Raw genomic sequence first — 19,077 nt, 5'->3', positions numbered from 1 at the left:
GGCTCCAATACGCCGATCATCGAGTGGCCCGATTGCGCCGATCATGCACTGGCTCGATTGCGGCGATCATCCGGTGGCTCGATTACGCCGATCCCGGAATGGCTCGAATATGCCGGTCAGTGACACCCGCCCTGCGCTTTGCGCGGCCGGCTTTTCCCGACCGCCCCGCCTCGCGCTGGATTCCGCTGCCGGAGGTCCCCATGTCGCGCCCCGCCGCCGTCACCCCCGATGCGATCCGTACCACCGTCCTTGCCATGCTCGCGGAGGCCGGCGAGACCGCACCCGCGTCCGACGACCGCTTCCGCCGGATCGTGTCGGTCCGCAAGCTGCGCGCGCGGCTCGGCGCCGGTGACCCTGCCACCCTGTCGCGCCATCTGAACGCGATCGAGGCCGAACTCGTCCACGCAGGTCTCGCCGGCTTTGCCATCCCGGACGTGCCGCCCCCGATCGCCGCACAGATGCGCGCACTGTGGGAAGCCGCGGTCGCCACCCAGCTAGGAGACGTCGTGCGGCTGCGGCACGACGCGGAACAGGCCAGGGAGACCGCAGACGCCGCACGGCACGAAGCTGAACTGCGCACGGAGCTGCTTCGCACCGAACTCGCCGACCTGCACGCCCAGCTGGCCGCGCGCAACGAGGAACTGCTGGGGCTGCGCCTCGAAAGCCGCGCCCTTCAGGAGCGAACGCGCCTGCTCGAATCCGCCACCACCGAGCTCAAGTCGCAACTGGCCACTGCCGGGGAGTCGGCCGCGCAGGCTGCCGGTACGCATGCTGGCGAACTGGCTGCCGAACGCGCGCGCTACGACGGCCTGTCAAAACAGCTGCTGCGGGAAACCGCACACCAGCGCCAAACGTTCCAGACCGAACGCGTGCGCCTCGAAGCGGAACTCGCGCGCGCGGCCGAGCGCCTCGCGGCCTTTGAATCGCTGCGGGACCGGCTGCTCGCCGAACTCGCGGAGGAGCGAAATTCGCGGCAGCACGCCGCGGCGGAGGCGGCCGCACTCGGCACCGTGGTGGAGCAGCAGCGGCAGACGCTGGCGCTCGTCGGCACCGGGACGGCAAAGCAGGAAACTGCCGGCGGCCGGCGGTCGGCGCGCAGCGCGCCTCGAACGACAATTGCGGCCGCCAGCACGTCGCCGAGGAGAGCGCGATGAATCCGTCCGACTGGCTCGATACCGGCTGCCGTCCGCCACAGCGTCTGCCCGGTTCCGTCGACGCCGCGCTCGCGTACCTCGCGCACGCACTCGGCCACCCGCTCTATCTCCGCTGGACCCTCTCTGCACTCAAGCGGGGCTGCCCGTCGCTGGCCGACGCGAAGCGCGAGCACCCCGCCGTGTTCGCGCTGCTGCTCGAGCACGACACCGCGATCGAGTACTGGGAGCGCGGGCGCCTCAAGGTCGTGACCGAAGCCGCGGCGCCTTCCGCTACGGTGGTGCTCGAACGCATCCTGCGGCAGCACCGGCGGCGCTTCCGCCCGTCCGCGGCAGACGCGGCGCCGGACGGCGCGCGGCTCCCCGCTGTCATCACGCCGGACGCAGCACTGCTGCCCGGAGGCGTCGACGCGACGTGGCTGGCCCGCGCGGGCCGCTTCGCCAACCCGGTAGCGCTGACCAACACCCTCGGGGTAGCCGATGACGCGCAGGCGGTGCGGCTGTTTCTGCGCGAGCGGGCTTCGCACTCCCCGCACACGCTGCGCGCCTACGTGACGGAACTGCGGCGGCTCGCGGCCTGGTGCACATGCGAACGCCTGGGACCGTTTTCCGACCTGACGCGGCAGGACCTGATGGGATACCGCGATGCCGTGCAGGCGCCGCAGGCCGACGCAACCGGGAATGTGCGGCGCGCCGCCCCGGCCACCGTCTCCCGCGCCCTCGCCGCGGTCTCGAGCCTGTTCGCCTGGTGGCATCGCACAGGGTATCTCACCGTCAATCCGGCCGAAGGACTCGCGGCCGGACGCCGCGCGCGCATGACGTGGACCCCGGTGCGGTTCCTGCCCGCCGCCGCGCTCGCCCACTGCGACGCGGTCGCGGGCGGTGACGCGCCGACGGACATACCGTCCGCGGTCTGGGCCCGACGCCGCGCCATCTGGACGCTGTACCGCTTCGCCGGCGTGCGGCTCTCGGAACTGGAGTGGCATGAGGATCTGGCGCTGCCGCACATTGAAGTCGACGAGGCCCGGCAGTGGACCCTGCACGTGCTGGGCAAGGGCCACCGGCCCCGCGCCATCCCGCTGCCGGCCGCCTGTCTGCCCGCGCTGCGTGCCTATCGGAGCGCCGTGGGACTACCGGCCGACCCTGCCACGAACGAACGCCTGCCGCTGATCCACAGCGAGCGCGGTCGCGCACTCGGCGTGAGTGGGCTTTATGACGAGGTGCGCGCCGTGTTTGCACTGGCCGCGACGCGTGTGCCGTTGGAGGACAGCGCAATGCGCGCGGCCCTGGAGCGGGCCTCCACGCACTGGCTGCGCCATGGCTATGCCCGTACGCTTGTGGTGGATCACCGCGTGCCGCTACCGGTCGCGCAGGCGCTGCTCGGCCACGCGTCGGTGCAGACGACGGCGGCCTATGCGCGCACCGATATTTCCCAGCTCAGGGCGTTTGTCGAGGGGAGTTTTGAAGATGCGTGAAAAGCGCCTACAGTTCTCCTGCTGAACATCCTGGCGCTCAGCATCCGAGCCGCAGAAGCACTTTGCGATCGGACTTTACCCTCGCGTTGGAAACGGACGTATCGGAATCGGGCAACTTAGCAAGTGCGCTCTCAATCGGGCGCTGGCCGGTCTTCGACTTTTCGGTCACACGCGGTCGGCTTTAGCCTGCCCGGATGCCCGAGAGCTTGCATCGTCGCACGCAACCCGTCATCCTCTCCGAGCCGGCCACGTTTCGATACATCCGCCGCCGAGCCGTTTAGGCCTTCGGCTACCATCAACACGACACTTTCACCGACATGTTGGATTCCCTTGTCTGTTGCCCCATCCGGAAGTCGGCTAGATGGCGTCCACTCAAACCGTCAGATGGTCCGCATCCATCTGATTAACGATACGCCACGATCCGCCTCGATTAGTTCGATAGATTTTTGGGGCCTGTATCTCTCTGCAGGATGCTCGCCGCGCTCGATTTCGTCGAGCCATCCGTTCAAAGCGTCAGACATCAATTCGATCTCCCATTGCGCGGCGATGTTGAACAAACGTGACAGCGGGGACTCGGAATTCCATTCGCAAAAAGAAAGCGGACTCGGTGAAAAATATAGGTCTCCTTCCGGCGACAGTTCAGCATCACGCGTATAACGAATAAGATCGTTGTCGCGCATCACGCGAGATAGTCTGGTCATCAGTATTTCGTCTTGGAGCAACCTACGTCGCGACCGAAAGCTGGAAGCAACACCCCATTCTTCATCTATCTCGGAGAGCGCAAATGCGAACGGGCACATTTCCGTCTTCCGCACCAATTCTGGATCAGACACTCGGCGCCAAACGCTGTTCCACCCCCTATCAACGAATGCCCAGTGGCATCCACAGCTACCGTGTCGGCCAATAAGCTCATCTCTCGCTCTCTTCAGATTTGGCAAAAAGCCGACACCGCTGGCTTTGTAATCGCCAAGGTGTTTAAAAAATGCATACGCCCCGGCGAATCCAATGCTGGGATATAACGCATCAATGCTGTCTTTTACATCGATTCCGAAATCACACCTCTCGAAATCCCACAGATCCCATCTATCCAAAAAGAAAGGCTCAAGACGCTTGCCCGGAGGTACCATTCGGCGCAATTTTCCGAACAAGTCTCTATCGTCGTCAACGTCCTCCCCAGCGATGACCGACTTCCACACCTGACGCCGCCGCAGTTCAGTAGCTGCTCTACTGGCCGATACTAACCAGTCAAGAATCTTCGTCGCATCGTCGGTAACGGCGATACTGTAATCTTTTCCAAAGGCTGGCCAACCATCACACCTTTCCCGCACAAGATTACCTACCGCAACAGTTCTTTCGATAAACTTCACTCCACCGCCCAGCACTATCGTATGCTTTTCCAGCTCGCAGCCATGAAATGGACACCGATTGAGACATGTCAGCAAATGAAAATTACTTTGATAACCGCTTCTTGCGCAAACAGGGCAAAAGCGAATTGTATTGTCCGCGCCTCTGAAACGTACATCAAACAAGGGGGCGTTGGTCAGAGGCCGTAGAGAGGTATCAACAAGGTGCGGATCCTCATTTAAAACGGCAGCGATCTGTATGACCCCGTCTTCGCTGCGGCGCGCGATAGCCCTTTTCTTATACAGGAAATCGGCAGCCCGCTTCGCACTGATACCATTTATCTCACAGAATCGCGCCACGAAACATTCTCTTGTTTCGTAAGGTCTCAGACTACCCGGCCACCAATTTACTGTCGGACACTTCATTATCTAGCTTACTGACCCGATGATTCGCATATGATTTGAAAAATTGGTTTTTGCCAGTTCTTTTAGCAAATTTTTGTATGAAGTGACATCGTCCCAATCTGCACCATTCGCGAGTTGGCGTAGCATGCCTTCAACGGTTCTTGCGACATGCTGCATTGGGAATTCCCTGTGTTTTTTTGCGTCTGGCGGTGCTAACTCCAACAAGGCATCCCAAAGCAGAGGCGCGGATTTCACAAGTCTACGCCCATTATTAAAAGCACCTGGCGCAAAATACTTGAGATATGAGACTTGACTGCCTGCGGGCCATTCTGAATCCTCGTCATAGCCGTTCAACGCAAAAACAAGCTCCTCACAATTACGCAAGCCGTGGAATCGTGCACTCGCCGCCATAAACCGTGCCGAGATGTGAGCGTTTCCAGTTTCGGCAAGATAGTCGTACACATATCCAAGCTGATGGGACCCGATTGAAAATACGCTGAAAACATAGTGCTCGTAGTCAAGCTGGTTCTGCATTCCGACCAGCCACTCCCATTCCTTCAAGGTCATTTTCTGGGCCTCATCGATGAGCAATATTGCATAGTTGCCGCCGGAGTTCTCTGCGATAGAAATAAATCGATTTTTGCACTGATTGAAAACTTTGGAAGTCTTAGGCAGATGCTCCGGGTCGTGAAACTCAAATCCCGAAGACATCAATATACTATTCCAGAATTGTGCTTCACTTCTTTGACTGTCGGCGCGGCGATTCCATACCACCAGTGGCAAAATTGAATCGAAACGCTCTTCCAGAACTGCAACCAAATGCCATTGAACGCACCTCGATTTTCCGAGGCGCGACGCGCCGTAAATATACCCGCCCGGAAACCGCTGGTCTATCCAGTCGCCAAGCGTATTGATCATTTCATGCATGGGGTGCGTATACACAGCGTACTGTTGTGTACAAACGCAGTGCCTCGCATCGATATGTGCAGGCCAGGTCATCGCCATGCTTACTTTCCTGCCGCTATTCGACGCGGCGGTTGCGGATTTGCGTCCGAACCGACCGGACTTGTCCCAAGAGACCGCCCTTGCATCGGCCTCCCTGTTTCCGCGCCCAATTGATCAAGTGCAGCAATCTTTTCTAACGCTGAGTCAAGCAGGGTATCGCCGATGGGTTGACGCGCGGCAGCACCGAGGATTCGTCGCGCCTCAAGATACGCCGGATGGACCGGCAGCTTACCCTTGGGTTGACTTTCGACATAGTCAAGGAATTGCTCAATTGCGTCACCGCCGCCGATGAGCAAAAACCGCAACTTCGCCTTCGTTTGCATTATGGATGTTCGAACCATCAAACTGTGTGGCGAAAGATGCCATGGTGGCGCAGCCCGCAACACACCAAGCGATGCTCCATCGAGCGTGGAAGCAAGCGCCACACGCGCGTCATCTTCAAGATGAGAAATCACCCAAATATCCTTGCCAACCAAATCCTGTCTGCTTTGTAGCAGCTCGTTGGAATAGAGGGCATAAGCGAATTCGACGAAAGACATACGCCCGCTTGCCGCGCCACCTCGAACGCGGCATCGCTTCCTGACACTGAAGAAGGATTGAACTTGCGTCTGATCGGCCTTTCTAAATTCTATCGGTGTGTTTTCGTATAGAAACTTTGCGTACTCCAGAGGCGTCCGAAAACTGATTCCGCTGTGAGGCGTGCCGTTGTAGTTCGCAATCAAAACCTCCAAAAGCTCTTCGGCGTACTCGTATTGGAACCGACTCGTAATCGCTACGTCCTCGGGGTGCGATCCTGCCCTTCCTTTAGCGCTACTCCCGGTAGTATTGGAAAGTCGCTGAAATGCCCGGCTCGCCAATGTCCTGTAAAACGTTTCGATAAAAGGACGATCGTCCTTGCTGTGGCGCTTTGAAAAAGAACTCTTGGGATCCAAGACGACGGACCCTACTACGTGCGAGAGGGCCTCGCGAACATTCTCACATGTTTGAGACAATGCCCCGTCGACACTCGTTTCATCCCAGCACAATCCAACAAATTCTTCGCCCACGACCGAAGGAAATCCCGCTCCCGCCACAAATGGCGTTTCGCAGAATGTCACTGGTCGGGCAACCCATGTTCCAAGCGCACGTTTTATCGCCCTTAAAATGTCATCCTTGGAAACCTCTTTTTTCATGCTTAGTAGTATCCCAGTACCGCTCGAGAGACGACCTCGAGAATGACGATCACCCATAGTCGATGAATTATTTTCTCGCGGAAACCGCCAGCCAGAAGGGGGATAGAGACGCAAAACCGTCCATCAATTTTATGGGCGTCCATCTCGACTCGCTGCATAAAACGTGTGACTGGCCGATTTGTCCCGTCACCCGTTCTGAGCTTTTTCACAAGGTCCTGACCTCCTTCTGCATTCGCCAACGCTTTGGGAGACGCTTGAAGTATCTCAGCGACATAGCGGCGAACCGAGTAGTACGCCAAACTTTCCGTGTTAAACGGCCACTCCCCTCGCGCTTCGTAACCGAGCTTACGCAGTTCATCAAGAAACCACACACAGTGCCGTTGCAGTGACCGTCCAGTTTGAGACAGGCTGTTCCTTGGAGCGATCGTTTGGATGCGCTTTTCAAATGCGGCTCGTAGGGCGGGATGCGCATTTAGAACGTATTGCAACGCGCCAGCGCCTCCACGTCCCTGGTCGTCGACGCAAACCTTCGTCTTCCGGTGGTACGACTGAATTCGCTCGTATGGCACGAGCCCACGCCAGCCGAACTCTCTTCCATCGGGATGCGGCGCCAAACACCGCTCGCTAATGAGCCGATAGATATGCTTTGGCGAAAAAGGCGACTGACTTCTTATGGCTTCATACGATGCGCCAGACAGAAATAGGACCACAGCATTTTTACGAGCGAGATAGTCCTCCCGATTTTCGCCTTCGAGCGTCGCCTCGTCGAAGGTCGGCCACTGTGACAGATCGATCAGTTTTCCTTGCACCTGACGCTGCGAATATCCCGCCGGTACGGCCGGCGTCTCGATACATGTGCTGCTCGACATGAGCGACTCCCAAGTCGCGGTGAAGCACTGCTCCACAAAGCTGCGCTTTGAGCGTAGACGGCCTTCAGCAGAGGCAGTAGGAAAAGTTACAAATTCGTGCAAGCGCTCCTGAAAAGAACAAATTTCTGCAAAAATCTCGCGTTGTTTTTTGTAACCCACCGCCCGAAGACCCCCATGACGATTGGGAAGTGGCAGTTACAGAATTCTGCAAACTGACGCTGAGGTTCACAACGCCACTTCACCGGCCCGCGACCTGGAAAGTCCGGTGGGCTGAAGACTTGGTGTCAATGTGTAGTGGCCGCGCGCGCCCGAAACGGCAGCAGTCGCGCAGTCCAACGTCGGGAGCGTCGCCAAGGAAGCCGGCACGCGCGGCACGCTCACGCTGATTCCTGGCTAGGTCAAAAACTCCCGCGTCGGTTCGTGTTACGAATTGCCGGGCTCCGCGGACGGCACCAATCCGCTTTCCATTCCGTAACGCACCAGGTCCGCGTCTCGCTCGATACTCAGTTTGAGCATTGCCGAGCTTTTTTGCGTGCTGATCGTTTTTTTACTGCGACGCAATAGCTCGCCAATTTCCGTAACAGTCATCCCGGAAACAAACAGGCGTACGACCTCCAGTTCACATCGCGTCAATGGGGATCCCGCCGTGTTGCCGCGCCCACCCGGTTTGATCGTGTCCGAGATGGCCGCCATGCGCGGCGACAGATAGCGGCCATTCGCGTAGGCGGCATGTACCGCGATCGTCAGGTTACTGATCGGATCAGCCTTGCTGAAAATACAGCAGTGGCCTCCCTGCATCAGCAGGCGCACAACCGCCGGATTTTCCATCATGCTCAGCACAACCACCCGCACGCTCGCAGAGTGCTGGCGAATGGCAGCGAAAAGCGCCAGTCCGTCGCCATACCGTCCACCGGGCATCACGTAGTCCGAGACGACCACGTCGCAAGGCGAGTTGGTCAGCGCGGCCATCAGTTCGGTCGAATTTATCGCCGTGCCAACCACCGAGATCGTGCTGCTTCTTTCGAGTTCGTATCGCACGCCTTCGAGAATCACTGGATGATCGTCTGCGAGTATTACGCGAATCCTTGATGTGGTCATAATCGACTTCCGTCGCAATGTAATTAGAGGCGTTGGAGGCGCCATAAAACGTGAAGGGATCAAAAAAACAGGTTTCGAGAAGCGCGACGGGCATAAAGGTAAAACGTGAGCCCAATCACCCTGTGTTGCTCCGGCATCGACCTTGCTGCTCTCGCTAGCGCCAGCGACCAGGTCTGAACACCCTGTCTCGAGGCTTCAGCGACAGATGTTTCGTGCGCCCGGACCCGATGACCAAAGTGAGCCGCGAAGCACCGAGTCATCGGTCGCACGCAGGTGACGCCGGCCGCGTCGACTACCCTGCCCGGTTCGCTCAGCCATCTGAGCGATGGTTTCCTGCCATCAGCTTCTCTGCGGTACTGCCTTATGACAAATGCCATCAATGAGCACGTATGCAAAACGCGGCCGATCGCAGCGCACATCAAGCCGTGGCGGAATTTCCACGTCGCACTTCTCGTGTCGTGTCCTATTGACAATGAACGGGCTAGACTTTATCCACGCCGCATCGGATCAGTAATAGGCTCAGTCTTATAAATGAGCAATTTCAGAAAATAGGACGGGCGTACGTTCGCGGTCTTGAACAGTCTGCGTGCGGGCGACCGTGTTCCGACGCAGTGACGGCGACTCAATCCAGATGTTTCGTGGTTGAAGCGGGGCGACGGAATCCAGATCCGTAAGAATGCAAGCATCCCGTAAGAGCTTTACATTGTTATTTGCAAGGCTGCATCGCTCCCTGCATTTATTCTGTGGAGGAAGAACTGTCAGACGTCTTCTGCGACGAGGTCACCAGCCCATTTTCCATCGCATACCGAAACAGATCGACTTCTCGTTCAATGCCGAGTTTTTCCATCGCCTTCGATTTCTGCGTGCTGATGGTTTTCTTGCTGCGACTCAATTTCTCGGCAATCTCGTTCACAGTCAGCCCGGATGCAAAAAGACGCACAACTTCGGATTCGCGCTGGCTCAGCACGTCCGATGAGCCCCTGCCCCGACGGTTCCAGTCGATCGACTGGACGATCTGATTGATCGTTGGCGAATAGTATTTGCCGCCGCTATGGACGGCATGAACGGCGGGGATAAGGTGGGCGCCAGCATCGGATTTGCTGACGATGCACGTTACGCCTTGCGTAACGAGCGCACGTATCACCGCCGGGTTGTCCAGCATGGTCAGAACGACGATCTTGATCTCGGGATAGCGACGTTTGATCAGAGAGAACAGCGCGATTCCATCACCGTATTCGCCCGCAGGCATCGCGTAATCGGATACGAGAACGTCGCATTGTGTGCTCGTGAGAAGCGCGATCAGCTCAGTCGAATTCCTCGCTGTACCTACGACCTGGATTGTCTTCACCTCTGCAAACTCATGCGAGATACCGCTGAGCATGACGGGGTGGTCATCGGCAAGGATGACTCGAATTGCGAACGCATCCATATTGTCAATATCGTCGAGATAGGACCTTTGTATGATAGCCAGCGGCGGGACGTTTGCTCTGCGGGTTTACCTTCACGTTTTGCGATCCCTGGCTTCTTTTCAGCCAAACACCGTCGCAGATCGCCGGGGAGCAGGAAGCTTTGCATTGCAAGGTCGCACGACACGCAACCGCGCGACACGCGATAAAACAGATCGGCGCCCGGGCGGCGACACTCTGCCCGGCCATGTCACACAGCGCTTCGCGGCGCCTCAACCAGCGACCTGCCGCAGCGGCCAGGCAGCGCTTGCTGAATGAACTCCCCCTTGCAAAGTTGGCTTCGGCGATCGTTCGATCACCTACTCTCTTTAACTAACGAGGGGCAGTTCTCGTCCCGTCGACGGGCCGTGTGAAGGCTTGTAACCCGCGCGCGGCAATCGAACTCGCGAAACGCTTGCCGCGCTCATTGCGGCACACGAAGTAGTATTCTCCAGTGCACACGTTCCACCGATCATCTGACTCGAGGAGCCGGGCCCATGGAAAGCACACTCGTCGTGGCGGCATTCGCTTTTGTCGGTAGCCACTTTCTCCTGTCCCATCCGCTGCGGGCCGGTATGGTCCGGGCAATCGGCGAACGGGCCGCCATGGGCGTCTATTCGCTGATCGCGATACTGACGTTCGGCTGGATGGTCATGGCTTACGACCGGACGCCCGTCTCCGAGCCGCTCTGGCCGGCAGGTAACGTGCTGTGGGCGGTTGTGACCGTGGTCATGCTGATCGCATCGATCCTTCTGATGGGCTCGCTGATCCGCAACCCGGCGTTGCCCACCGCGGGCCGCCCCGCTGCTCTCCCCGACGCGGCGCACGGCGTGTACGCGGTGACACGTCACCCGATGATGTGGTCGTTCGCGCTGTGGGGGCTATGCCACATCGCCGTGTTGCCGGTCACCCGAAACATCGTGCTTGCCGGGGCGATCATCATCCTCGCGCTGGTCGGCGCCGCATTACAGGACCGCAAGAAGCGGCGTCTGCAACCCGATCTGTGGCCCGCATGGGAGTCGCAGACGAGCTATCTGCCGTTCGCGGCGATCGCCGCTGGACGCGCGCAGCTGGGCGGCTTCGGCATGCACGCGCTGGTTGGCGGCGTGGTTTTCTGGCTCGTGGCGACATGGGCGCATATCCCGCTCTCCGGTTGGCCCGCGGGGATCTGGCGCTGGCTCTAGCCGGCCGATTCCACGAGATTTGTTCTCGTGGCGCAAGACTCTTTGTCCACGGTGTGTGTTCGAATTCGCGGCTGATGCGCCTACAGTGCGCTGCATCGAGTCCATCGATTCGAACGGCCAGCAGGCCGAATCAATCACACTGTGAGAGAAACCATGAGCACTTCCAGGGTCGTCATCGTCACCGGCGCATCGCAAGGCATCGGCGCTGAAACCGTCAAAGCCTTCCGCGCGCAAGGTCATCGCGTCGTCGCCACGGCTCGTTCCATCGTACCGGCCGTCGAGGCCGACTATGTCGCCGTGGCCGGCGACCTCGGCGACGCAGCTACCGCCCGCCGCGTCGTCGACGCTGCCATCGAGCACTTTGGACGCGTCGATACGCTCGTCAACAACGCGGGCATCTTCATCGCAAAGCCTTTCACGCAGTACAGCGCCGAAGACTATTCGGCGATTCTCAACGTCAATCTGAACGGCTTCTTTTACATTACCCAGTACGCGATCGAAGCGATGCAGAAGCATGGCAGCGGCCACGTGGTCAGCGTGACCACGACGCTCGCGGAGAAAGCGAACAGCAAGGTGCCGTCGGTGCTCGCGTCGCTGACGAAAGGCGGTCTGAATGCCGCGACGCGTTCGCTCGCCATCGAATATGCGCACGCCGGTATCCGTGCCAACGCGGTGTCGCCCGGCATCATCAAGTCGCCGATGCATCCCGCCGAGTCGCACGCGACGCTCGCCGCAATGCATCCGGTCGGGCGCATGGGCGAGATGAGCGACATTGTGAATGCGATCCTCTATCTCGACTCGGCACCGTTTGTGACTGGCGAAATCCTGCATGTGGACGGCGGGCAGAGCGCAGGCCAGTAAATGGTCTAGCGCCGCCCGCGCTCGACACCACACTTGAGGAGCCCACCATGTCCGTCCAACAGAAACTCGCCGAACTCGGTCTCGAACTGCCCGCTCCGCCGCAACCGCTGGGCAGCTATACCGCTGTCAGTGAAGCCGGCAACCTGCTCTTTATCTCCGGGCAGGTGCCGCTGTCCGCCGGCAAAATGGTCTATACGGGGCGTCTCGGCGACACCCTGACGCTCGAACAGGGCCGCAAGGCGGCCCAACTCGCCGCGCTCAACGCGCTCGCGCAGATCTCCCGTCATCTCGGCGGCTTCGAGCGCCTGCATCACATCGTTCGCGTCGAGGGGCACGTCAGTTCCGCCGATGGTTTCCACGATCAGCCCGCCGTGGTCGACGGCGCTTCGGAGCTGTTCGCCGCCGTGCTCGGTGACAAGGCGGGACATGCGCGTTCGGCGTTCTCGCATAGCCAGGGTCCCGCCAACGCCGCTGTCGTGATTGTCGTCATTGCCGAGATCGTGCCCGCCTGACGACCCGAGCGACGCACGACGCATGCCCTGCCCGCCGGGCACATCCGCGCGAGCGTCGTTCGTGTCACCAATCCTTGATGGCCACGTCGTAGTCCTCGTCGTAGAACGCGACCAGAAACTCCTCGGGCATCAACCACGAGTCGACGCTCACGCTTTGCGTGCCAACGTCGACCGCGACTTTCGCGTCGGGATCCACCGACTTCATTGCATGCTCGATCGTCGAGACATCGTCTGCGCGGATTTCGGTTTTCATCGAGAACTTCACGTTTCCCCTCTCCAGTCAGCAACGTTGGATACCGAACGGGACGATGCCCGTCCAGCCATGGCGTGTCATCTACCAGCCGCTGACCGTCGCACCGATCGCACCGCCGAATGACGATGCAGATACTAGCGCCGCCTGCCGTTTCGTGCTCTGTCGCCGCAAGCTCTCCCTGAATCGGATCAACCTGCGTTCGCCTTGCGCTGATGCGTCGCCACGCGTTGCGGTTGCGGTTGCGCCGCCATCGCGCGCGAGACCATTTGGTTTTGCTTGATGATCTTGTCGATCTCGGCGTCGGCCTGAGCATCGTATTGTCCGAAAACATCGGTGCTGTAGCGCGTGTTCCGCGCTGCGCCCAGCTGCGAACCGGATTGGTCGCGCGTATCGGCATCGACCGTCATCGACAGGCCGATACGCAGCGGATGCGCGGCCAGCTCGGCCGGATCGAGCGCGATGCGCACCGGCAGACGCTGCACGATCTTGATCCAGTTGCCGGTGGCGTTCTGCGCCGGCAGCGTCGCGAACGCGCTGCCCGTGCCTGCTGAGAAGCCCTCGATACGCCCGTGATACCTGGCGCCTCTGCCGTAGACGTCCGAGCTCAGCGTGACCCGCTGGCCAATCCGCATGTGCTTGAGCTGCACTTCCTTGAAGTTCGCGTCGACCCACACGCCGTCGAGCGGCACGATCGCCATCAGCGGCGTGCCGGGCGCGACGCGCTGGCCAACCTGAACCCGGCGTTGCGCGACATAGCCGGTCACCGGCGCCGGCAAGGTATCGCGCGCATAGGCGAGCCACGCGGTCCGCACTTTCGCGGCGGCGGCCTGCACGTCCGGGTGCTGCTCGACCGTGGTGCGGTCGGTCAGCGCGTGATTGGCTTCGCCCTGCTGGCGCGCGGCGTCGAGCGCGGCCTGCGCGACGCTGACCGCGTCGCGGGCGTGCGCGATGTCTTCGGCGGACACGGCGCCCGTATCGGCGACGTTCTCGCGGCGGTGCAGGTCGTCGCGCGCGCGGCTCAGATCGGCTTCGCGCTGTGCGACGTTCGCAGCGTAGAAGTCGTTGTTGACATACAGGCCGCTCACGCGACGCACGGTCTGGCCGAGCTGCGCTTCGGCATCGGCGAGCGCGAGTTTGGCATCGGCCGGATCGAGCGTAACGACGGGGTCGCCTTGCTTCACGATTTCCGTGTCGTCGGTGTTGACGGCGATCACCGTGCCGGTGACCTGCGGCGTCAGTTGCACGAGATTGCCGCTGACGTACGCGTCGTCGGTCTCTTCGTGATAGCGGCCCTCGGTGAAGTAGTAAGCGCCGTAGGCCGCGCTCCCGAGCAGCACCGCGGCTCCGAGCAGCGCGATCAGGCGCTTGCGGCGTGCCGGCGGCGTGGCCTTGTTGTCGCCTTCGGGCGTGGCGGGCGCTTGCGCGCCGCTCTTGTGTTCGTCTTCCTGATCCGCCAGTTCGCGGTCGGTCGTGATCGAATCGCTCATTGCAGTTCTCCTGACAGGTTTCCCGACGTGCCGTTCAACGCGCGGCAACCGCGGATTTGACTTGACTGGTGGATGCGGCGGCGACATCCGCGTGAGGGTCGGTTTGCGCCGACGTATCGACATAGCCGCCGCCCAACGCCGACGCGAGCTGGATCTGCTGGTCGCGGCGGTTCATCTTCAGATTGGCGATCGCCTCGTCGGCGTTCAGCGCGGTGACGTCGGCATTGAGCACGGTCAGCTGATTGGTCAGGCCGGCCTTGTATTGCGTGGTCGCCAGACGATCCGCATCGCTCGCGGCCTGCTGCGCGGCCAGCGCATCGCCGAGCTGCGCGTCGCTCGAGCGGATCTGCGCGATCTGCGTGGCCACGCCGCTCAGCGCGCCGATCAGCGTCTGGTTGTAGGTCGCCACCGCATAGTCGAACTCGGCGTAGCGGCCCTTCAACTGCGCGCGCAGCTCGCCCGCATCGAAGATCGGCAGATGGATCGCCGGGCCCACCGACGCGGTGCGGCTCGCGGCGCTCAGGAAACGGCCGAAGCCGAACGCGTCGAGGCCGATCGCGGCGCTCAGGTTGATGTCGGGATAGAACTCGGCCTTCGCTTCCTTCACTTCGTGCGTGATCGCGTCGACGCGCCAGCGCGCCGCGATGATGTCGGGCCGCCGGCTCAGCAGATCGGCCGGCAGATTGTCCGGCAGACGCACGTCGTCGCCGACGCCGAGGGTCGGCCGCGTGATCGCGAGTCCGCGGTCGGGACCCTTGCCAAGCAGCGCCGCCAGTTGATAGCGGGTGCTCAGGATGCTGCCGTCGAGCGCGCTGACGCGAGCGCGGCTCGTCGACAGATTTGCCTCGGCGGTCTTGCGCTCCACTTCGGTATCGAGTCCGTTTGCGATACGGCCCGCGGTGATGCGCTCGATCTGCTCGCGCCGCGCGACTTCCTGCTGCGCGATGTCGCGCAATGCGTAGAGCCGCGCCAGCTCGTTGTAGGTGCGGGCGATCGAGGTGTCGAGCGTGAGCCGGACGACTTCCGCGTCGGCCTCGCTCGCGGCCGCCTCCGAGACAGCCGCGCGCAGCGCCTCGCGGTTCTTGCCCCACAGGTCGAGATCGTAGGAAGCGGTGAGCAGCCCCTTGTTCTCGGTCTGCCAGGAGCCGGCGTACGGCGGCGGAATCAACGCGGTGCTGCTGAATTGCTGGCGCGTCAGCGTGTACGACGCGTCGACGCGCGGCAGCGTGTTCGCCTTCGCCGTTTCGCTATAGGCTTGCGCCTGCGCGACTCGGGCGCGCGCCTGCTCGAGCGTCGGGCTGCCTTGCAGCGCCTCGGCGATCAAAGCCTTCAGTTGCGCGTCGCCGAACTGGTCGACCCAGTCGGCGGATGGCCAATGCCCCTGCTCTTGCGGCAGGCTCCGCGACGTTTCCAGCTGTTGGGGTTGATCGATCTGCTTGTCGCTGTGGATGCCCGCATAGTTTGCACATGCTGCCAGCACCGCGAAAGAGATCACCGAAACACCGAGCTTCAGCGAACGGGCGACGGTGTTTGCCTTCGAAGTCTGCGTTTTCATTTTCTGACAAATCAGATTAATGATTGAAAAAAAAGCGCGGCCCACGGCCGCGCCGCTCAATCGCCTGTGAACTTGCGAAGCAGGCGGTCCAGCTCCGCAAACTCGGCCTTCGTGAATTTGCGCAAGCGGGCGTTCAACACATGCGGTGCGACTTCCGGAATCCGCGCGGCGGTTTTCTGCCCTTCCGCGGTCAAGGTCAGATTGACTACGCGGCGATCTTGCGGGTCGCGCGAACGTTCCAGCAGCCCCTTCGATTCCAGCTTGTCCAGCATCCGCGTCATCAGGCCGGTGTCGATTCCGAGCAGCTTCGACAGCTCGAAAGGCGTGGTTGCCACACCCTGCTTCAGCGAAAGCAGGATGCCCATCTGCTGGCCGTTGATGTCGAGGTCCTTGAGCGCCGCATCCATTTCCGCGACGACGACGTTGCGCGCCTTGACGAGCCTGAAGCCAATACTCTCTGTAAGCATGAAGTTCTTCGTCGTGTAGTGGTCCATGGCGGCCTCCTCCTCGTTGATTTGAACAATATCTGCATTATCAGATAAGGTCAAGAAGAGGATGGTGTGTTTCATTTTCCGCTCCAACCGGGTTGCCCAATCGGGTTCAATGTCCGCCGGCGGCTGCCGCGCCCGCGGCACCGCCTTTGGTCGGCTTCGTCACCCAGATCAGCGGGATGATGACGATAAAGATCAGCGCCGAGATCCAGAAGATGTCGTTCAGGCCCAGCATCGTCGCCTGCGCGTTCAGCGAGGCTTCGTAAAACGCCGTGGCCTTGGGAATGCCCGCGTCCAGTGCCGCCTGCAGGTGCGCGATCGCGCCGGAAAAACCAGGGTCCTCCACGCTGCTGTGCTCGGCAAGTCGCGCATGGTGCAGGATCGTCCGGTCGCTCCATGCGTTGCTCATCAGCGAAGTGCCCACCGCTCCCGCAAAAATGCGCACGAAGTTGGACAGACCCGCCGCCGCCGGAATCTCCTCGGGCTTCAGCCCCGACAGGATGATCGCGGTGAGCGGCGTGAAGAACAGCGCGGTCGGAATGCCCTGCAGCAACGTGGGCAGCACGAGCGTCCACGCGTCGATGCCGGTCGTGTAGTTCGAGCGCATGAAGAACACCCCGGCGAATCCGACGAACGCGAGCGTGGCGAGCACCCGCATGTCCGAGCGCGGCATGATCTTGCCCATCACCGGCGCGAGGATCACGGCGAAAATGCCGAGCGGCGCGGTCACGAGCCCCGCGTCCACCGCCCGGTAACCGAGGAAGCCCTGAATCCACTGCGGCAGGATCACGAGATTGGCGAAGAAGATCGCGTAGGCGACCGAAATCGCAATCGTGCCGCCGAGGAAGTTGCGTCTGGCGAAAAGCCGCAGGTTGACGATCGGCTTTTCTTCGGTCAATTCCCAGATCAGGAAGAACAGGAAGCTGACCACGGCGAAGATCATCAGCGCCCAGATCACCGGCGAGCTGAACCAGTCGAGGTCGCGGCCCTTGTCGAGCATGATCTGCAGCGGTGCGACCCATGCGATCAGCGAGATCAGGCCGACCTTGTCGATCGGGAGTTTGCGGGCCGGCGTCTCGCGATCGCGGTAGATCGCCCAGATCGCGCCCGCGGCAAACAGGCCCACCGGCACGTTGATGTAGAAAATCCACGACCAGCTATAGCTGTCGGTGATCCAGCCGCCGAGCGCCGGACCCGCGATCGGCCCGACGGTCGCCGTCATCGCCCATAGCGCCAGCGCGTTCGAGCTTTTTTCCTTCGGAAACGACGCGAGCAGCATGGCCTGCGACAACGGCACTAACGGCCCTGCCACCGCGCCCTGCACGACGCGGGCAACCAGCAGCACCAGCAGGTTCGGAGCGAGTCCGCACGCCGCCGATGACAGCACGAACAGCAGGATCGCCCAGACGAACAGCTTGACCTGGCCGAGGCGCTGCGTGAGCCAACCCGTCAACGGAATCGACACCGCGTTGGCCGCGGCAAACAGCGTGATGACCCATGTGCCTTCGTCGATCGACACGCCGAGGTTGCCGGACAGCGTTGGAATCGCGACGTTGGCGATCGACGAATCGAGCACGTTCATAAAAGTGGCGAGCGCTACGGCAAACGTGCCTAACGCAAACTTCGCGCCGGTCAGTTGCGCTGGCGCGCCCGGGTTGGTCGATGGATTCATGTTGCGGCCTCGTCTCGGTTCGAAGCGCCCCTCAGTGCCGGGCGATTATCTGCAATGTCAGATAAATGATTAAAAAAATGCCGCCTTGGCGGTCGAGCAATCTTGAAAGAAGCAGGCTCAACGCGTCGAAGTCCGACTTCGAGAAACGCGAAAGCCGCTCGCTCCATTCGCGAGCCCTGCCCTGAGTTCGCTGGCAATCAGCTGACGCGCCTGCCCCAGCACGGACACCAGCTTCTGCGTCCGCTCGAACTCGTCGTTGATCGAATCGTCCATCGATCGCCTCCGCGATATCTGACTTCAATATATTTGACTTTGCAGATTCAGGCAAGCGGATTTCCTCGCCGTCTGTACTGCATGGTGTAAAACTGAATTGAGCTGCCGGCGACAATCGCTCCGATTTCCTCGGGGCTTTGTTTTCTCCGGCACGGATTCGCGCGCTGCCCGCGCGCTCTGAGGAGGACAGAACGATGGCTGACAAGCCGCTTACCCTGGGTATCGATCACGTCGGACTCACCGTCCGCGATCTGAACCTCACACGCGACTTCTTCGTGAAGTGTCTGGGCTGGAAGCAGGTGGGCGAAAGGCCGGCCTATCCGGCGGCATTTGTATCGGACGGACATGTAGTGTTGACGCTCTGGCAGGTCACTGACCCAAGCCGTCTCGTCGAATTCGATCGCAAGGTCAACGTCGGACTGCATCATCTTGCGTTGCGCGTGGGCAGCGAGGAAGCACTGAAGGATGTGTTCGCGCGCGTGTCCGCATGGCCGGGCGTCAAAGTCGAATTCACGCCCGAAGAACTCGGTGGCGGCCCCAAACGCCACACGATGTTGTACGAGCCGGGTGGCATCAGACTCGAGTTCGATCACGACCCGCGAACCCAGGCATCGTGAACGCGGGCGCGCGCTAGACCGAAGCGCGATCACTCACCGCTTGTTCCTGCGGCTCGCAACTGTCACGCGATCGGCGGCGTGCCTTCCGTGCTGGCCTCGCTGAGCAAGGGCGGCCTCGCCGCCGCGACCGGCTCGCTCGCACTCGAGTATGCGAAGCGCGGCATTCGCGCCAACGCGGTGTCGCCTAAGCCGGCCATGCGATGAAGGCG

The 19,077-nt window shown here is 61.0% G+C and carries 18 protein-coding genes and 1 pseudogene; 7 read left to right on the top strand and 12 right to left on the bottom strand.

All coding sequences use genetic code 11. The features are described from left to right. Together ACLFKU_RS02605 and ACLFKU_RS02600 are read left to right on the top strand one after the other, a co-directional pair. Positions 1-1,154: DNA-binding protein (locus ACLFKU_RS02605; protein ID WP_410848066.1), on the top strand; the 1,154-nt coding region annotated here is incomplete at its 5' end. Next, on the top strand, positions 1,151-2,626 hold the full coding sequence (locus tag ACLFKU_RS02600; protein ID WP_410848065.1) for a tyrosine-type recombinase/integrase: 1,476 nt from the start codon (positions 1,151-1,153) through the stop codon (positions 2,624-2,626). The genes ACLFKU_RS02605 and ACLFKU_RS02600, both read left to right, overlap by 4 nt. 380 nt (positions 2,627-3,006) lie before the next feature. On the opposite strand, the gene ACLFKU_RS02595 is transcribed toward ACLFKU_RS02600, so the two are convergent. The 6 genes from ACLFKU_RS02595 to ACLFKU_RS02570 form a co-directional block, all read right to left on the bottom strand. Then, on the bottom strand, positions 3,007-4,329 hold the full coding sequence (locus ACLFKU_RS02595) for a hypothetical protein (RefSeq protein ID WP_410848064.1): 1,323 nt from the start codon (positions 4,327-4,329) through the stop codon (positions 3,007-3,009). A gap of 69 nt (positions 4,330-4,398) precedes the next feature. Beyond that, positions 4,399-5,379, bottom strand: a complete 981-nt coding sequence (locus ACLFKU_RS02590) for an ATP-binding protein (RefSeq protein WP_410848063.1) — start codon at positions 5,377-5,379, stop codon at positions 4,399-4,401. A gap of 2 nt (positions 5,380-5,381) precedes the next feature. After that, on the bottom strand, positions 5,382-6,551 hold the full coding sequence (locus ACLFKU_RS02585; protein ID WP_410848062.1) for a hypothetical protein: 1,170 nt from the start codon (positions 6,549-6,551) through the stop codon (positions 5,382-5,384). 2 nt (positions 6,552-6,553) lie between these two features. Continuing rightward, positions 6,554-7,579 (bottom strand): hypothetical protein, encoded by a 1,026-nt coding sequence (locus ACLFKU_RS02580; RefSeq protein ID WP_410848061.1) that lies wholly within the window; start codon positions 7,577-7,579, stop codon positions 6,554-6,556. 264 nt (positions 7,580-7,843) lie between these two features. After that, a complete protein-coding gene (locus ACLFKU_RS02575; RefSeq protein ID WP_410848078.1) occupies positions 7,844-8,518 on the bottom strand; it encodes a response regulator in 675 nt (224 codons plus the stop codon). A 736-nt stretch (positions 8,519-9,254) separates the two neighbouring features. After that, a complete protein-coding gene (locus ACLFKU_RS02570; protein ID WP_410848060.1) occupies positions 9,255-9,947 on the bottom strand; it encodes a response regulator in 693 nt (230 codons plus the stop codon). A gap of 513 nt (positions 9,948-10,460) precedes the next feature. On the opposite strand from ACLFKU_RS02570, the gene ACLFKU_RS02565 reads away from it, so the two are divergent. The 3 genes from ACLFKU_RS02565 to ACLFKU_RS02555 all read left to right on the top strand — a co-directional run bounded on the left by ACLFKU_RS02565 (position 10,461) and on the right by ACLFKU_RS02555 (position 12,520). Then, a complete protein-coding gene (locus ACLFKU_RS02565; protein ID WP_410848059.1) occupies positions 10,461-11,147 on the top strand; it encodes an NnrU family protein in 687 nt (228 codons plus the stop codon). A 153-nt stretch (positions 11,148-11,300) separates the two neighbouring features. Further along, positions 11,301-12,008: an SDR family NAD(P)-dependent oxidoreductase gene (locus tag ACLFKU_RS02560; RefSeq protein WP_410848058.1), complete on the top strand. Its 708-nt coding sequence runs from the start codon at positions 11,301-11,303 to the stop codon at positions 12,006-12,008. Positions 12,009-12,055: 47 nt separating this feature from the next. Then, positions 12,056-12,520 (top strand): RidA family protein, encoded by a 465-nt coding sequence (locus ACLFKU_RS02555; protein WP_410848057.1) that lies wholly within the window; start codon positions 12,056-12,058, stop codon positions 12,518-12,520. A gap of 64 nt (positions 12,521-12,584) precedes the next feature. On the opposite strand, the gene ACLFKU_RS02550 is transcribed toward ACLFKU_RS02555, so the two are convergent. The 6 genes from ACLFKU_RS02550 to ACLFKU_RS02525 form a co-directional block, all read right to left on the bottom strand. Then, positions 12,585-12,773 carry a copper chaperone gene (locus ACLFKU_RS02550; RefSeq protein WP_368586951.1) on the bottom strand — a complete coding sequence of 63 codons (189 nt, stop codon included), beginning with the start codon at positions 12,771-12,773 and terminating at the stop codon, positions 12,585-12,587. Positions 12,774-12,961: 188 nt separating this feature from the next. Continuing rightward, positions 12,962-14,260, bottom strand: a complete 1,299-nt coding sequence (locus ACLFKU_RS02545) for an HlyD family efflux transporter periplasmic adaptor subunit (RefSeq protein ID WP_410848056.1) — start codon at positions 14,258-14,260, stop codon at positions 12,962-12,964. 34 nt (positions 14,261-14,294) lie between these two features. Continuing rightward, complete coding sequence (locus ACLFKU_RS02540; protein ID WP_410848055.1) at positions 14,295-15,815, bottom strand: efflux transporter outer membrane subunit; 1,521 nt, start codon at positions 15,813-15,815, stop codon at positions 14,295-14,297. A gap of 56 nt (positions 15,816-15,871) precedes the next feature. Then, positions 15,872-16,309 carry a MarR family winged helix-turn-helix transcriptional regulator gene (locus ACLFKU_RS02535; RefSeq protein WP_176369334.1) on the bottom strand — a complete coding sequence of 146 codons (438 nt, stop codon included), beginning with the start codon at positions 16,307-16,309 and terminating at the stop codon, positions 15,872-15,874. A gap of 106 nt (positions 16,310-16,415) precedes the next feature. Next, positions 16,416-17,978, bottom strand: coding sequence for a DHA2 family efflux MFS transporter permease subunit (locus ACLFKU_RS02530; RefSeq protein WP_410848054.1), 1,563 nt, complete (start codon positions 17,976-17,978; stop codon positions 16,416-16,418). A gap of 117 nt (positions 17,979-18,095) precedes the next feature. After that, positions 18,096-18,251, bottom strand: a complete 156-nt coding sequence (locus ACLFKU_RS02525) for a hypothetical protein (RefSeq protein WP_410848053.1) — start codon at positions 18,249-18,251, stop codon at positions 18,096-18,098. Between the two features lie 194 nt (positions 18,252-18,445). Between ACLFKU_RS02525 and ACLFKU_RS02520 the strand changes: the two genes are divergently transcribed. After that, entirely contained in the window at positions 18,446-18,868 is a 423-nt protein-coding gene (locus ACLFKU_RS02520) for a VOC family protein (RefSeq protein ID WP_410848052.1), read from the top strand. Positions 18,869-18,931: 63 nt separating this feature from the next. Next, positions 18,932-19,054, top strand: a pseudogene (locus ACLFKU_RS02515) (SDR family oxidoreductase); the annotation flags it as partial. Between the last annotated feature and the right edge of the window lie 23 nt (positions 19,055-19,077).

The organism is Paraburkholderia sp. EG304 (assembly GCF_046543485.1).
Taxonomy (GTDB): Bacteria; Pseudomonadota; Gammaproteobacteria; order Burkholderiales; family Burkholderiaceae; genus Paraburkholderia; species Paraburkholderia youngii.
Note: the sequence above shows the minus strand (reverse complement) of the source record. Positions and strands in the feature narration are given on the sequence as shown.

Coding starts and splice junctions, on each gene's coding strand:
- ACLFKU_RS02570 (WP_410848060.1), bottom strand. CDS start 9,947: ATGGATGCGTTCGCAATTCGAGTCATCCTTGCCGATGACCACCCCGTC.
- ACLFKU_RS02550 (WP_368586951.1), bottom strand. CDS start 12,773: ATGAAAACCGAAATCCGCGCAGACGATGTCTCGACGATCGAGCATGCA.
- ACLFKU_RS02545 (WP_410848056.1), bottom strand. CDS start 14,260: ATGAGCGATTCGATCACGACCGACCGCGAACTGGCGGATCAGGAAGAC.
- ACLFKU_RS02585 (WP_410848062.1), bottom strand. CDS start 6,551: ATGAAAAAAGAGGTTTCCAAGGATGACATTTTAAGGGCGATAAAACGT.
- ACLFKU_RS02525 (WP_410848053.1), bottom strand. CDS start 18,251: ATGGACGATTCGATCAACGACGAGTTCGAGCGGACGCAGAAGCTGGTG.
- ACLFKU_RS02535 (WP_176369334.1), bottom strand. CDS start 16,309: ATGGACCACTACACGACGAAGAACTTCATGCTTACAGAGAGTATTGGC.
- ACLFKU_RS02540 (WP_410848055.1), bottom strand. CDS start 15,815: ATGAAAACGCAGACTTCGAAGGCAAACACCGTCGCCCGTTCGCTGAAG.
- ACLFKU_RS02560 (WP_410848058.1), top strand. CDS start 11,301: ATGAGCACTTCCAGGGTCGTCATCGTCACCGGCGCATCGCAAGGCATC.
- ACLFKU_RS02555 (WP_410848057.1), top strand. CDS start 12,056: ATGTCCGTCCAACAGAAACTCGCCGAACTCGGTCTCGAACTGCCCGCT.
- ACLFKU_RS02600 (WP_410848065.1), top strand. CDS start 1,151: ATGAATCCGTCCGACTGGCTCGATACCGGCTGCCGTCCGCCACAGCGT.
- ACLFKU_RS02565 (WP_410848059.1), top strand. CDS start 10,461: ATGGAAAGCACACTCGTCGTGGCGGCATTCGCTTTTGTCGGTAGCCAC.
- ACLFKU_RS02575 (WP_410848078.1), bottom strand. CDS start 8,518: ATGACCACATCAAGGATTCGCGTAATACTCGCAGACGATCATCCAGTG.
- ACLFKU_RS02530 (WP_410848054.1), bottom strand. CDS start 17,978: ATGAATCCATCGACCAACCCGGGCGCGCCAGCGCAACTGACCGGCGCG.
- ACLFKU_RS02520 (WP_410848052.1), top strand. CDS start 18,446: ATGGCTGACAAGCCGCTTACCCTGGGTATCGATCACGTCGGACTCACC.
- ACLFKU_RS02590 (WP_410848063.1), bottom strand. CDS start 5,379: ATGGCGATGACCTGGCCTGCACATATCGATGCGAGGCACTGCGTTTGT.